The following is a 14,894-nucleotide window of genomic DNA, read 5'->3' on the forward strand; positions in this document are numbered from 1 at the left end:
ATCTATAATGTGTATACATTAAGAAATTATACACACAGGTGCAATGTGCGTACAAATATAGTAATTGACGATGATCTAATGGCGCAAGCTTTAAAGGCTACAGGTTTAGATACCAAAAAAGAGGTCGTGGAACAGGGGCTTAAGCTGTTGGTGAAACGCAGCGAGCAGCAATCGATAAGAAGTTTACGAGGTAAGATCACTTGGGAAGGTGATTTAGATGAAATGAGGAATAATGAGTGATCTTAGCAGACACCAGCGTTTGGATTGACTACCTTAACGGGCAGATCACCCCTCAAACAGACCTCTTGGATGATTGTCTCGTTGAGGGAACGCTCGCAATGGGCGATCTGATTTTTTTAGAGATCCTCCAAGGCGTTAAAGACGAAAAGCAGTTTAAAAAAGTAAAAACTAAATTATCACTACTCGATCAATATTCCATGTTTGGGTCAGACATGATTTTTAAATGCGCAAATAACTACCGTACATTGCGTAAAAAAGGAATAACGATTCGAAAAACCAACGATGTGATTATTGCTTCATTTTGCATCGAGCGAAAAATGGGGCTGCTGTACTTTGATAGAGATTTTAAACCTTTTTCTGAGTTTCTAGGCCTGAAATCAGCCTACTAAGAAACATAATTTCTGGTTCAGTTACGCCGCTAATGGCAGCGATGGGTGGAGGGATGCGCTCAACTTGCTAAAAGTCAAAACCATTCTGCTCTGAATAGCCGACAAGTCAGTTATTTGCGTTTTTAGTATTTTCTTCAATAATGCCGTAAAAATAGCAGTTATTGGGTTTACCACCCATCTCCTTTTATATCAGGATTATTGAGAATCACTACAGGATGGATAAAAGTCTGCAAAGCTTCCATCCAACAGGTAATGCGGGAAGGTGTTTCGGTAAACCGTAAAAAGTTGCCATGATAACTAATTATTTTTCTGGTGTTAAAAGGTTAACATATTAATGTTAAGGTTTTTCATGTCAGGTGGTGACACTGTCATTGCCTGCCGGAAGCAGTATTAGTACATAGGGGAAACTCTTCATGCTTTGGGTTCAGTTAGCGGTTGTACTTGGAGCCATTTTTCTTGGTGCACGACTGGGTAGTATCGGTATTGGTTTTGCCGGTGGTATGGGGGTGCTGTTACTGACACTGGGCCTTGGGCTCCAACCCGGGGCAATACCCATAGATGTAATTTTGATTATTATGTCTGTGATCGGAGCAGTGGCTGCCATGCAGGTGGCTGGCGGTCTGGATTATCTGGTTGAACTGGCGGAGAAAATTCTTCGCAGTAAGCCAAAGTATATTACCTTCCTTGCACCGACTGTGACTTATGTTATGACTCTGTTGGCAGGCACGGGTCATACTTCTTATTCTACTCTGCCAGTGATTGCAGAAGTGGCTAAGGAAAACGGTGTTCGCCCATCTCGCCCACTGAGTATCGCTGTGATTGCTTCCCAGATTGCCATAACTGCGTCACCTGTTTCTGCGGCGGTCGTTGTTTTTAGTGGCTTTCTAGAGCCCTACGGCATCGGTTATTTGGAGCTGCTGGCTATCTGCATTCCTACTACTTATGCTGCCGTTATGCTGACCGCTGTTATCTGTAACTTCATGGGAGTGGATCTGGACAAGGATTCTATTTATCAGGACAGATTAAAAGCCGGTCTGATTACCCTGCGTGAGACTAGAGAACGTCAGGGTGGCAGGAAGGGGGCGGGCCTCTCGGTCGCCATTTTTGCTCTGAGTATTTTGGCTGTGGTGCTTTACGCTACTGCCATCAGCGGTAATGTAAGTCTGATTGCAAATCCTGTTCTGCCCCGCGACTCTGCCATCATGGTGTTTATGATGATTGCGGCGGGTCTGATTACTATCTTCTGCAATATTGATTCTGGCCAAATTCTCAACGCCCAGACCTTCAAGTCCGGTATGAGTGCCTGTGTCTGCGTATTGGGTGTTGCTTGGTTGGGTAATACTTTTGTGGGGGCGCACATTGATTCTATCCAGGCTCTGGCGGGTAATGTTCTGAACAGCTACCCATGGCTGCTGGCGGTTACTCTCTTCTTCGCCTCCATGCTGCTCTACTCTCAGGCTGCTACCACTCGAGCCCTGATGCCTGCGGCTTTGGCTCTGGTTGATCCCGTCACCGCTATTGCTTCTTTCGCAGCAGTATCCGCTCTGTTCGTTCTGCCAACTTACCCAACACTGCTGGCGGCCGTAGAAATGGATGAAACCGGGTCTACCCGTATCGGTAAGCTGGTCTTCAACCATCCATTCTTTATTCCGGGCACTCTCTGTATTGCACTCTGTGTTGCCTTTGGCTTTGCTTTTGCTCCAATGATTGTTTAACTTTTGATCATTCCGGCCTGCCTGTTCAGGCAGGCCATTCTTTATTTGTTCTAAACCTGTTTTCCTCAATCGGACAATCTGTATCTGCGTTATTATTTCCAGTTATAATTAACGGCTTTTAGTTAAGTTGGAGAATGCATGACTCCATGGATTCACCTACTGTCATCCACCGTGCGCCTTGTGGATTTACACGACAGTAATCACGAAAGGCATTCAGGAAATATCAATGTCTCAGCAGAGACTCGCCCCGGAATCGGTGATGGGTATTGGCTCGATATTGCCTGCCTGCTTCTGGAGTTCCTGCTTGAGGAAGACTACCGCACAAACGGTCAATACATTCCTCAGGTTCGCTGCCTGAACTATTTACAGCCGCAGATTCCTGAGTTGAGGACAGAGGATCTGGCTTACGTCGCCAATGTCCTCAGTACCCCCAGTGAACTTTATTTCCGCAAACGCAGTGAGCAGGAAGGCACTGTTATAGCCAGCACCAAAGGAACCGCACTGCTGGAAAAACAGTCGCAGATTGGCCACATTCGGCTTTCCCAGGCGGGCAGGCAGAGCGTCACCTTATCAAGGCAGGTCGATGACATTCTCTACAGCGAGCATGATGCGGCCAAAATTGTTTCTGCAATTGCCCGCAGTGACTTTGACCGGATACCTGATATCTGTGATTCTATTCTGCTCGCCATACGCGGACTGACCCAGGAGATTCGACGTATCCGGGAAAACCCAGCCCTGGAAGGCAAGCTCGAGTCCTTTCGCAGCAATCGCAAGCACTACGGAACAGCGGCACGAAATATTCAAGCGACGGTGATGGATTGCCAGAATCAGTTTCTTCGTCCGGAAATTCAGGATCGCTTCTACCAGTGGGCAGCACAGCAAGAGCTGGAATGGGATCTGTCCATGATCAACCAGTCATTCAGCCGAATTCTCAATGCGCTGGAGAATCTCAATCGACGTCTGACCGATCTGCTTAGAGATATTGCTGAAGGTCGAATCCAGAGCATGGGTGTCATTGATTTTCAGAAGGCTGCGCTGAACCTGGCCTGGAATCCTCCTGCTATGGATTTGCTGACCTCTGTCTTTAACCAGACGGCTCCTTTTGGTGTGGCTGTGAACTTGCCTGCGCCTGGTGACTTTCGGGGCATATTGGACAACCAGCGAGCGGATAACAGTGCCAGGAGCCTGGTGTATGAAGACTCTCAAGACGAGAGTGCTGAGTCTCTGATGCTGCAACGATTTCTTAATCTCTTTGCTCAGCCCATTCGAGAACGGCTTTTGGAAGGCCCGTTGTCGCTGGGGGAAGCTATCTGTAATGGCTGGCACACTCACGAAGAACGCGGACAGAAGGAAGACTTTTTGCCTCAGTTGATCAATATGTTCGTAGATACCGAGCAGCTGCAGTCCGGCCTGACCGTAGCGATTGATCACAATGGTCTCAATATTCAGTTACAGGATGGTCGTCGCTTACATGGTGATAATCCTGTTCTTATGACACAAGATTCCAATCGTTCCGGGAAAGTACATTCATGAATATGACGGAAATGGGCGAAGTCTATGCTTTTCTGCTTCGCCACAGGATCGCTGAAAGTCAGCCCCAGGAGCGTCGGCGTCGCTCCTCTCAGAGCGGATTGATTTCTGAGAGAGATGCCTGTTCCCTGTTGAAGGATGCTGATGAAGAGCAGATGCAGCAGCTTCGCTCGTTTCTGAGTGGTCAGGGACTGCAACTGGCCATCTATGACAGCGCTGACTATCCGGGGATTCCGCCGGGCGGGCAGATTTATTTGCTGCTTCGACACCCCCAGGCAGAGCTGCCAGTCATGTTCAGTCAGCAGCAGTTGCTTCAGAAACTGAGAATCAGAAATGATTCCCAGGAAACGACAGCAGTCTGGTTTATCCATATATGGATGCTGATGCTGGGACTGCTCTATACCCGTAATAACCGGGCCCTGTCTGATGTCAGTCTCTATCAGGATGCGGTTTTCAGTCAGGATGAGCTGATTGATGCCCTGAAAACGCATCTGGAAACACTGCGTCGTGGAGGACAGCAGGATCAGGAGCTGCCCCGGCAGATTGCCATTCTTCTGACAGAAAAAGGTGAAGATATTCCCCGTCGGGTTCGGAACTTTGTTGAAAGTCTGTTGGATGCCAGTCTATTGAGCGAAAAGGGCAAGAATATATTTCAACAAACGCTGTTGGGTGCCCTGGAAGTGGAACAGAGTGGCCTGAATCACCTGAGGCACCTGATTCCTGAAGACATAGCACAGCGGATTATCCTGCCTGTAGAGCGTCATTTGGAAGAGGAAAAACAGATCGTGCAGGAGCCTGTCGATGTCCGTCATTAATCGTATTGAAATCGCCAGCCTACTGAACAAACACGGAGATATCAGTAGTCCGTGGGACGCTAAAATGCGTCATTTGATGTTGAACTTACGTGGTCAGTCCACAGCCATGAATATGGAAAACGGCTTTGGTAAGACGACCTTGTCCGATGCTCTGATAGGTATGTTGTCGCGAGATCGAAGCCTGATGCGCAAGACCCGTCGCAAGATGTCACCTTCCAGGGATGGGCGTCCATGGACGCATGTTCGCGTTGAGTTCAGTTATTCGTCCAGTCATGTTGGACAGCCCGACATACTGGCAGCAGCAGGCGATAGCGTGGGCGGTACTGAGCAGTGGGTTTTCGGTATGTACGGACACAGCGATACTGATTCAGGTTTCTATTTTTTCCAGGGCCGACTTGAGCAACTCCCTGTCAGTAGTATCACTGCAGACAACAAGCTGCAACTGTTCAGTAATGAGCACTTCCAGCAGACCCTTCGACAATTAAAGCCGGAACGACCCAAAGACCGGGAGTCTTGGCTGGATGCCATCAGTCTGCATATCAGCCGCAAGGAGCTGGAGCAGCTGGCGTCGTTTCAGAAAGAAGGGGGAGCCGATAAAAGCCAGATATTTAATGCCATAAAACCCCGCCCCGGTGAAAAAGCGGATCAGGCCTTTTTTTATGAAGTGCTGGCACCACAGATTCTGGCGGGCGCCAGCCAGGGCGAAACGGACGAGTCAGAAGAGTTCATTGAAGATCTGGTGATCAATTCCGGTCGTAGTGTATCAGAGTTGCGTTACAAGATTAATGAGAAGTCCCTTGACCTGCAAAGAAACCGTGATAAGGCAGGTCGGCTGGCAGAGCTTGATCGATCCGGGGGCAGGCTGGCCGAAACTCGCTCCCTGCGCGACAGTGCTCGTAAACAGCTGGAAATACAGGCCAGCTGTCTGGCGACCATAACCGGCAATGGGCTGCCTGGAATACCCGTTAGTCAGGATGAGCAGGATACAGTCTCACTGCTGGCCGCTGAAATGGCCATTCGACCCGGTGAGGTTGAGCCTCTGGTACCTCTTTCAGCCCTCGCAAAAATCACCAGCAGTGGTGCCCGTAAGGTTGAGGAGTATCTGGAGAGCAGACAGTTATCAGGTTATCGTCATGACCGGACAGCCGTCGTTTACAGCCCGAAAACCAGTTGGGTAGCGGGAAAATCCATGCGACTTTACCCCGTTGAAAAAGTAATCCGGTATCTCAAAGACAGTCAGCAGCTGTTCAGGGATGATGCAGACCGTATCAACAGCCTGGAGACCCTGGAAGAGGCGGTAGACCGGTTCCTTGATCTGGATACCAACCCGTTTCGGGAGAGCTATCTGGCCGATCAGGAATATCTGAAAACCCTGAAAACCGAGTGTCAGGAGCTAAAAGAAAAGCAGTGGAAGCTGGAAAAGAATCACGACGTTCTGGTGAATCGGGACAAAGAGTTTACAGACAATGAAACCGTCTTTACCGATGCCCTGCAGGAGGGACTGTTCACTGAAGAGGAGCTGGAGACGCCGGATGAAACAGAGGCAAGCGTTCAAACCCGTCTGAAAGCGGTTAAGGACAGCTACAGAACGTTTCTGGAAAACCAGGGGAGATTTAAAGGCTTAGCCGACAGTTGGGCGAAGTTTCAACGTGACTATTGTAAAGAGCCTGGTCAAGAGGCCATTCCGGCTGAGCTGATCGAAGAGAAGGATTTGCAGCTGGAAGAGCTGAATCACCAGTTGCAAGATTTACAGGGCCTCTGTGACAGATATCAGGGGGAGGAGAGGGAGCTTAATAATCAGTTGCAGATCATTGGGCAGAAACTGCCAGGACTGGAGTCGGATTATCAGCAGATGGGCAGACTGGGCAGCAGCTTTGATTACGCACAGAAATGTTTTCCGGATGAGGATATTTCAGGACTGGTCAGCAGGCTTGAGCAGCAGCAGCGTCAGCACAGGGAGAATCAAAGCCAATACCGCCAGCAGCAGACAGAAGTCAAAAATCAGTTGCAGGCGTTAAACTCTCTGCTGCCACAATACCATGCATTTCAGGAAGTCTATCCTGACCTGCAGCCTGAAGGTCTGGAAGGTCAACTCTGGCAGGAAAAAAACGGGCTGGATCAACAGGTTGAGCAGCAGGAAAGACGAGTGGGCGAATTGCAAATACTGGTTTCAGACCACAAGGAGTTCAATCATCTTTTTCCCGGTGTTGTTCCCTCTGAGTGGTTGGTTAAAGCCGTAGAAGCTTATCCTCGCTTATTGACAGAACAGGGTGACCTGCATTCTCGTATCGGCGATATTAAACGACAGCTGGATGATTTAAAAACGGATCCGATTAGCCCCGGCGCTGTCGAAGTCCAGTGCTCACAGCTCCTGAGTGAACAGAACATTAAGCATTGGCCACTCCACAAAGTCATTGCAGAACTGATTGCAGACGACGATCCCCGTAGGTCTCAATGGCTGGCACAAGCCCACAACCTGCTGTTTGCGCCTGTTCTGGATTCTTTGGAACAAGCGATGCAGGCGGCAGAACTGTTTGTGCAGAACCGTCAGCCGGTACCGGTTTTCACCCGTGAGTCATTACAAATGGCTGTGACCCATAACCAGCCACTGTTAGGTGCTGTCATTGGTTATGAAAGCCTTGCCGTTCGTGCTCTGTTGAATCCAAAGTTTATTGAGGAACTGAGACAGCAGTTGCAGGATAAACTGGCACAATTGCAGGCTCAACTCGGCAGAGTCAAGCGGGAGCTTGAGCTCTATCACCATGACTCTGACAGCGTCCGGCTGGCAAAATCAGCGGCTGAGGCCATTGATCAGCAGGCTGACAGAGAGCTTCCGGAACAGCTGGCAGCTCTTGAGCAGAACCAGTCCCGACAGCAGCAATTGCTGAAGCAGTTGGCTCCGGAGAACTGTAAGCTCATTCACTCTGCTGAACGTTTTCTCAAACTGGGCGGCAGTGGTTGTATTGATGAGCTGGGAGTTTCTTTAAATCATCTGGAATCGAAACTCGATGATCTTGGAAAACAGCTAAGCCAGTTGGAAAGCCTGCTTAATGGGGAAAACCGTCGGAAGCTGGATCAGGCAGAGCAGTTCCTCAATGGCGGAGGTAAAGAGCGGCTGGCTGAGTTGCAGGGTGATATAGAGCTGCAAACTATCAAACGACAACAGCTGACTGAGCAACTGGCCCGGTGTGAGGAAACTGTCGCCAGTTACCAGAGTCAGATCTTTCAGCTCAAGGCTCAGGCCAACGCAATCTACAAGCCGGGAGAAGTGGAACTGTTGAGTTCGCTGGCAAAATATCTTCAGGATGGTGGCCCTGAATTTATGGCCAATGCAGAGGCCGTGCAGGCGTCATTAGAGGGGCAGCAGGAGCAGGCTCAGGCCCGGGCCAGTTTGAAGTTTGATCGCATCAGGGCTTATCTGAGTGCTCGCCGTGATGAAGGTGGTACTAAAGCTCTGAAAAAACAGATTGCCGATGCCAAAAATCAGATCAATCGAATCAGAGACGAACAGGACGAGAAAAGTGCTGAAATCAACAGAATTCAGGATGAACAGCCTCAGCAACTGAAAGCGATACACCAAATAGACGAAACCGCTGAGCGCTGGTTAAAACAGCTTTCTCATTTCACTGAAGCCATGCTGGCAGAGCTGCCGGAACCCGACCTTGATCAACTGGTAAAGATGGCTCTGTTTGAAAAGGCTGAACAGTATCAGCAAGCCAGCCAAAATGACATTTTCGACAGGGATCAGGTCTGCCACTCAGCCATGGCTCTGGGAGAGCAGCTTGAACTTGAGAACATTAAAGAGCTGAGCAGAGAGCTTGAACGGCACGAGAAAGAGTATTCCAGGGATGAAAAAGGCTTCCGCGAAGTATTGGCTCGTATTCAGGACAATGAGCGACAATTGTTTAACGCTACTGAGCAAACTCGTCTGACAGGGCTGAGTGAAGCAGACGAAGCGGCATTGAAAGAACTTGCCAGCATGATCAGTACCCTGGATGAGCAGATTGATCATAGCCAGCGAATTCTTGAAGAACTTCAGGAATCCATGAGTGGCTACGAGGATAAGCTCCACGAGCGGCTTTCCAGCATCATCATGCACTCGGTAGATAACCTTAAAATTCTGAAACGAGTTGCCAAACAGTCCACCGGAGATAATGCATACTTCGTGATTCAGGCGGATATTGTTACTGAAGAGGGCATTCGACATCTGGTTAGAAGCCTGCTGGCGGAAATTGAAGATAATCAGCGTCAGGTTCGCACCCGTAAAGCCAGGAACTTGCCTGTAGGCAGTGAGGAAAAGCAGCGAAAAGAGTTGAGTCAGAATCTGCGCGGTCAGATTTATCGTCAGCTTTTTACCAATATCAGTATTCGTCTGAAACACGATGCTATTAGGCCTCATGGCAATCTCTTCAGCCTGAATGAGGATATGAGCGAAGGCCAGCGCGAGGCGGTTTCCCTGATGTGGCTGGTAAAGCTGTCTGAGTTTGCCATTGAGCGGGAGCTGAAGTCTGTCCCCAGTCATTACCGCAGGCAAGAGCGTAAATCCAGTGAGTCGGTCATTATTCTGGACGGCCTCTTCAGTAAGCTTTCTCACAAGAAGTTGATTGAGGACTCCCTGGAATCCCTGCGCAATACCCGCGGTCGATTCCAGATGGTGGGACTGATTCACAATCCTAACTATGAAAACGACCCGGGCATTTTTCCTACCTATCTGGTGGGTAATGTGATTGGTGGTCTTCAGGGGCAGGGAGGGCATGTCACAGTGAAGGAGGGTGTTCTGGTCAGTCCAGCCTCTTTGGGGCGAGGCAAAGGAGAAGCCAGTTTGTTCCATCTGCATGTGGATCATGAAGGGGGCTAATTTGAATGTACTCTGAAGAAGACAAGGAACGAGTGTTTGACTGGTTTATAAAAAAAAGAACTGCGACTAATGCTCGCTCTGCGCCAAAAATGATTCAGAAGTCTCTGGGTATAGAGAGTCTTCTGGTTATTGAAGAGATACTGAAGGCTCTGGCAGAGGAGCGTAAAATCACCTCTTCTCATGAAGATGTGCGTTATGGGAAGTTGTCCTGTCCGGTTAATCCAGCGGAATCGGCAACTCAACAGTGTTGGCGAGAGATTCTGCACAACTATTCAGATGGCTTGGCATTGGCTGCTTGCCATGAGTCACTGTCTTACTGGACCCGGGAAGACATGCAGAAACTGGCTGATGGTTTGCACCAGTTAAAATCAGATTTGCCCGCAGCTTATCAAATGACGGCTTATGAGGCTTCCGCCCGGTATCTTTTGGGTTCATCCAAGCTTCTTAATGCTCTGGGCAAGCGAAGCCTTCAGCAGTTTGGTATTGATCCTGACCAGTTCAGAAAGCCTGTCAGTTATGTGGTAACTGCCACTCCTGAACAGCCGGAGCAGGTGTTGTTGATTGAGAATCCCCAGAGTTTTGAGGCTTGTATCCAGCTGGGACTGCACCTCAAAATGGCACTAATCAGTACTTTTGGATACGGATTAGGCTGGCTTCAGGTGATTGAAAACAGGAAGTCAGTAGTGGGCATTTCCAGAGCAGGTACATCACAGGATCTTATGACCCTGCTGGATCATCCGGAGTTGTTTTTCTGGGGAGATCTTGACCATGAAGGCTTGAAAATTTTCCGAACAATCCAACAACAGTATCCACAATGTCGTTTGAGTCGTCTTTATCTGCCTATGGTGGAAAAAGTGGAAGCAGGTTTCTCTCATCCCTATGTAAAAGCGGCTGGCAAAGAGGGGCAGAAGGCTGCAGGGGTCAGTCGATATTCGCAAGGGCTGGATCAGGAGTGTCTGAAAAGCAGTGTTATCGGGGAATATTGCCTCGGAGGGATTGAGGACCATCAATTGATGATTTTGTCTAATAGCCTTAAATCTGGTTGATTCCTTATTCATTAAAAAGCCCGGAAAACCGGGCTTTAATTTATCAACCACGGTAGTAACGCTGTTCAATAAACGGCATACGACTCACAGTCATAGGCAGTTTTTTACCGCGCACCTGAGCAAAAACTTCTGTTTCCAGAGCGGCGTATTCAGTGGCAACATAAGCCATGGCAACCGGTGCGCCGACAGTGGGTCCAAAGGTTCCCGAAGTCACCACGCCGATCTTCTCACCTTCGGCATTGACGACTTCAGTCCCTTCACGAACCGGTGCACGACTGCTGCCGATCAAACCAACACGTTTGCGGGTGAAGTCTTTGTTTTCAATCTGGCTCAGGATCTTGTCCGCACCGGGAAAGCCGCCAGCACGCTCACCATCCTTACGACGGTTTTTGCTGATGGCCCAGATCAGGCTGCTTTCGATGGGGGTGGTTTCTGTATCCAGATCGTGACCATACAAGCAAAGTCCACTTTCCAGACGCAGGGAGTCACGGGCTCCCAGACCAATGAACTCCACTTCTGGCTGATCCAGCAACATACGACAGAATTTTTCTGCATCCGCTTCCGGGATTGAGATTTCAAAACCATCTTCACCGGTGTAACCCGAGCGGCTGATGTAAACGTCAACGCCTTCAATGGTGATATGAACAGAGTCCATGAAAACCATCTTTTCTGTTTCAGGTGCAAAGCGGGCCATAACAGATTTCGCTTCAGGGCCCTGAATAGCGACCAGAGCACGGTCGTCCAGAACCTCCAGCTTTACATCCTCAGGCAGATGAGCCCTCATGTGAGCAATGTCCTGATCCTTGCAGGCAGCGTTGACAACCACATACAGACTGTTATTGCCTTCGTTGGTGACCATCAGGTCGTCCATCACGCCCCCCTGTTCATTGGTGAACAGGGCATAGCGTTGCTTGCGCTCAGGCAGATCAATAATGTCGACAGGTACCAGAGCTTCCAGAGCCCTGGCCGGATTGTTGCCTGTCAGACGAACCTGCCCCATGTGGGAGACATCGAACAAACCCGCTTGAGCACGGGTATGCAGGTGCTCAGCTTTAACCCCCAGAGGATACTGGACCGGCATATCGAAGCCCGCGAAAGGAACCATTTTTGCGCCCAGCTCCAGGTGCAGGCCATGGAGTGGTGTTTTTTTGAGATCAGTCATTACAAAGACTCCCTGAAATAGTGTAGAAACCGGGGAAGCAGTTTCCCCGGTTTAATGCTGGTTCTCAGACGACGTTAGTCTTTTTCTCGATAGCTTTCGATAGACGGGCAGGAGCAGATAAAGTTACGATCGCCGTAGACATTGTCGATACGGTTGGCAGTGGGCCAATACTTGCCATTGATAGAGCTTTTAAGCGGGAAGACGGCTTCTTCACGTGTGTAAGGGTGGCTCCACTCGCTGTCTACCAGATCTGCCATGGTGTGCGGAGCATTGCACAGCGGGTTGTCTTCGGCAGGCCATTCGCCTTCCTGTACCTTGCGAACTTCTTTGCGAATGGCAATCATGGCACTCACGAAACGATCGATCTCGTCTTTGGATTCGGATTCGGTCGGCTCAATCATCAGAGTGCCGGCAACCGGGAAGGACATAGTTGGTGCATGGAAACCGTAATCCATCAGTCGCTTGGCAATGTCTTCTTCAGTGACACCGCAGGCTTCTTTGATCGGACGAATATCGATAATGCACTCATGAGCCACCTTGTTGTTGCGGCCACGATAAAGTACGTCGTAGTGAGCAGCCAGCTTGTCAGCCATGTAGTTGGCGTTGAGAATGGCGACTTCACTGGATTGCTGCAGGCCCTGCTGTCCCAACATGACAATGTACAGATAACTGATGGGCAGGATGGAGGCGCTGCCAAATGGCGCTGCTGATACTGCCCCCATGCCTTCGTTATCACCTTCAATCGGGCTGACGCAGTGGTTTGGCAGGTAAGGCGCCAGGTGGCTTCTGACACCAATGGGGCCCATGCCGGGACCGCCGCCACCGTGAGGAATGGCGAAGGTTTTATGCAGGTTCAGATGCGAAACGTCGGAGCCGAACTTGCCGGGTTTGGCAATACCAACCAGGGCATTCATGTTGGCACCATCCATGTAGACCTGACCCCCGTGTTCGTGGACGATGTCGCAGATATTGCGAATCTCTTCTTCATAAACACCGTGGGTGGAAGGGTAGGTGACCATCAGGCAGGACAGGTTATCACTGTGCTGTTCTGCTTTGGCCTGAAGATCGGCAACATCCACGTTACCATTCTCGTCACAGTCAACGACGACCACTTTCATGCCGACCATAGCGGCAGAAGCCGGGTTGGTGCCGTGAGCAGAAGAGGGGATCAGGCAGATATTTCTGTGTGCCTGGTCATTGGCTTCCTGATAGTTACGAATGGCCAGCAGACCGGCGTATTCTCCCTGGGCTCCGGAATTGGGCTGCATGGAGATTTTGTCGTAACCGGTGATTTCTTCCAGTGCCGCTTCCAGTTCGTTGATCATGGTCATATAACCCTTGACCTGATCTCTGGGCGCAAACGGGTGGATGTTGGCAAATTCAGGCCAGGACACCGGAATCATTTCAGCGGCGGCATTCAGTTTCATGGTGCAGGAGCCCAGAGGAATCATGCCGTGGGTCAGGGAGTAATCCTTGTTCTCCAGACGCTTCAGGTAGCGCATCATATCGGTTTCGGAATGATAGCTGTTGAAGGTCGGGTGAGTCAGGACGGCATCAGTACGACGATGTTCGTCTTTGAGGCCGGACACTGCAATCTGACTGTCGATGGTCTGGATATCCAGATCCTGACCCTGTCCCAGAATGACATTGAACAGCTGCGTGATGTCTTCCGCTGTTGTGGTCTCATCAATGCTGATACCCAGTTGATCGAAGCTGATGCGACGCAGGTTGCAACCGGCTTCAAGGGCACGGTTATAGATCGCTTCTTGCTGACTGCCTACTTTCAGGGTCAGAGTATCAAAGAAGGTGTTGTTGCACTGAACACCCAGAGTCGTCAGGCCTTTGTGCAGAATAGTGGTCAGACGGTGGATGCGCTCGGCAATGGTTTTTAGACCCTGTGGCCCGTGGTAAACGGCATAGAACGCAGCAATGTTGGCCAGCAGAGCCTGGGCAGTACAGATGTTGGACGTCGCTTTTTCACGACGGATATGCTGCTCACGGGTCTGCATCGCCATGCGATAAGCCTGGTTGCCACGGCGGTCGATGGAGACACCGATAATGCGACCCGGAATGGAGCGCTTCAGTTTTTCACTGGCAGCGAAGAAAGCAGCGTGAGGACCACCAAAGCCCATGGGAACACCAAACCGCTGGCTGCTGCCCAGGGCAATGTCAGCCCCCAGTTCGCCGGGTGATTTCAGCAGCATCAGAGCCATCAGGTCAGTGGCGACAGACACCATGGCTTTTTGCTCTTTGGCTTTGGCGACGATGCTGGCAACATCGGTAATCTGTCCGTAAGTGCCAGGGTATTGCAGCTGTACACCGAAGATGTCGTGTTTTTCCAGATCAGTAACGGGATTGCCGACTTCTACCCGGATACCCATGTGCTCAGCACGGGTTTTGATGACGTCGATGGTTTGTGGGTGAACGTCGTCAGCAACAAAGAATATCGGATTCTTGCTACGGCTTGATCTGAAGCAAAGCGCCATGGCTTCAGCAGCAGCGGTGGCTTCGTCCAGCAGGGAAGCGTTGGCGACTTCCATGCCGGTCAGGTCCATAACCATTTGCTGGAAATTCAGCAGAGCTTCCAGACGGCCCTGGGAGATTTCGGGTTGATAAGGGGTGTAGGCGGTGTACCAGCCGGGGTTTTCCAGAACGTTTCTGAGGATAACGTTTGGAATGTGGGTGTTGTAGTAACCCATACCGATGTAGGACTTGTTCACCTTGTTCTGGTCGGCTAGTGCACGCAGGTATTCCAGCGCCTGAACTTCTGTTTTGCCCGCTGCTACAGCCAGAGGGCTCTCTCCAGAGGTAACGTTTGGGCGAATAGCTTTGGGAACGGTCTGTTCAATCAGATCAGACAGTGACTCCAGTTTCAGTTCGGACAGCATTGCCTGTTGCTGAGCCTGATCCGGGCCAATGTGACGGCCGGTAAATGCGTTGCTCTGTTCCAGAGCGCTGAGTGCCTGTTTATCAACAGCCATGTTTCTACCTTTCTCTGACGGCTGTCGGTGGATGGGACAGCCCTGTGATGGTCTAAAAACACCTGAACCGTAGCTCTCGGCCCATGCTCCCATGGGTGTGCTCCTAGGAGGCTGACCGAGAATAGACTGCCCTACTGCGGCGGCAGCAAATTGGTCTG

9 protein-coding genes are annotated in these 14,894 nt (G+C 50.2%); 7 read left to right on the forward strand and 2 right to left on the reverse strand.

Annotated features, from left to right (window positions below):
* From KDK17_RS05770 to KDK17_RS05800, 7 genes are all read left to right on the forward strand, one after another.
* On the forward strand, positions 1-240 hold a 240-nt coding region (locus KDK17_RS05770), incomplete at its 5' end, for a type II toxin-antitoxin system VapB family antitoxin (RefSeq protein ID WP_257287568.1).
* Positions 237-629 carry a PIN domain nuclease gene (locus tag KDK17_RS05775; protein ID WP_257281417.1) on the forward strand — a complete coding sequence of 131 codons (393 nt, stop codon included), beginning with the start codon at positions 237-239 and terminating at the stop codon, positions 627-629. The genes KDK17_RS05770 and KDK17_RS05775, both read left to right, overlap by 4 nt.
* Positions 630-1,042: 413 nt before the next feature.
* The gene (locus KDK17_RS05780; RefSeq protein WP_257287569.1) at positions 1,043-2,344 is read left to right on the forward strand and encodes an anaerobic C4-dicarboxylate transporter; all 1,302 of its coding nucleotides are present in this window, start codon (positions 1,043-1,045) and stop codon (positions 2,342-2,344) included.
* Positions 2,345-2,482: 138 nt separating this feature from the next.
* Positions 2,483-3,877 (forward strand): hypothetical protein, encoded by a 1,395-nt coding sequence (locus KDK17_RS05785; protein WP_257287570.1) that lies wholly within the window; start codon positions 2,483-2,485, stop codon positions 3,875-3,877.
* Entirely contained in the window at positions 3,874-4,689 is an 816-nt protein-coding gene (locus tag KDK17_RS05790; RefSeq protein WP_257281414.1) for a hypothetical protein, read from the forward strand. The genes KDK17_RS05785 and KDK17_RS05790 overlap by 4 nt, the downstream gene beginning before the upstream one ends.
* The gene (locus KDK17_RS05795; RefSeq protein ID WP_257287571.1) at positions 4,676-9,547 is read left to right on the forward strand and encodes a hypothetical protein; all 4,872 of its coding nucleotides are present in this window, start codon (positions 4,676-4,678) and stop codon (positions 9,545-9,547) included. The genes KDK17_RS05790 and KDK17_RS05795 overlap by 14 nt, the downstream gene beginning before the upstream one ends.
* A gap of 5 nt (positions 9,548-9,552) precedes the next feature.
* Positions 9,553-10,593, forward strand: coding sequence for a DUF2220 domain-containing protein (locus tag KDK17_RS05800; protein WP_257281412.1), 1,041 nt, complete (start codon positions 9,553-9,555; stop codon positions 10,591-10,593).
* Positions 10,594-10,636: 43 nt separating this feature from the next.
* Here the strand turns inward: KDK17_RS05800 and gcvT are convergent, their stop codons facing one another.
* Together gcvT and gcvP are read right to left on the reverse strand one after the other, a co-directional pair.
* Positions 10,637-11,755, reverse strand: coding sequence for a glycine cleavage system aminomethyltransferase GcvT (gcvT, locus tag KDK17_RS05805; protein ID WP_257281411.1), 1,119 nt, complete (start codon positions 11,753-11,755; stop codon positions 10,637-10,639).
* A gap of 74 nt (positions 11,756-11,829) precedes the next feature.
* Entirely contained in the window at positions 11,830-14,736 is a 2,907-nt protein-coding gene (gene gcvP / locus KDK17_RS05810) for an aminomethyl-transferring glycine dehydrogenase (protein WP_257281410.1), read from the reverse strand.
* Between the last annotated feature and the right edge of the window lie 158 nt (positions 14,737-14,894).

Source organism: Endozoicomonas sp. SESOKO2 (genome assembly GCF_024606245.1).
Taxonomy (GTDB): domain Bacteria; phylum Pseudomonadota; class Gammaproteobacteria; order Pseudomonadales; family Endozoicomonadaceae; genus Endozoicomonas_A.

What these genes read in the sequence shown, in the direction of transcription:
- KDK17_RS05780 (WP_257287569.1), top strand. Translation starts at nt 1,043, where the DNA reads ATGCTTTGGGTTCAGTTAGCGGTTGTACTTGGAGCCATTTTTCTTGGT.
- KDK17_RS05785 (WP_257287570.1), top strand. Translation starts at nt 2,483, where the DNA reads ATGACTCCATGGATTCACCTACTGTCATCCACCGTGCGCCTTGTGGAT.
- KDK17_RS05790 (WP_257281414.1), top strand. Translation starts at nt 3,874, where the DNA reads ATGAATATGACGGAAATGGGCGAAGTCTATGCTTTTCTGCTTCGCCAC.
- KDK17_RS05795 (WP_257287571.1), top strand. Translation starts at nt 4,676, where the DNA reads ATGTCCGTCATTAATCGTATTGAAATCGCCAGCCTACTGAACAAACAC.
- KDK17_RS05800 (WP_257281412.1), top strand. Translation starts at nt 9,553, where the DNA reads ATGTACTCTGAAGAAGACAAGGAACGAGTGTTTGACTGGTTTATAAAA.
- gcvT (WP_257281411.1), bottom strand. Translation starts at nt 11,755, where the DNA reads ATGACTGATCTCAAAAAAACACCACTCCATGGCCTGCACCTGGAGCTG.
- gcvP (WP_257281410.1), bottom strand. Translation starts at nt 14,736, where the DNA reads ATGGCTGTTGATAAACAGGCACTCAGCGCTCTGGAACAGAGCAACGCA.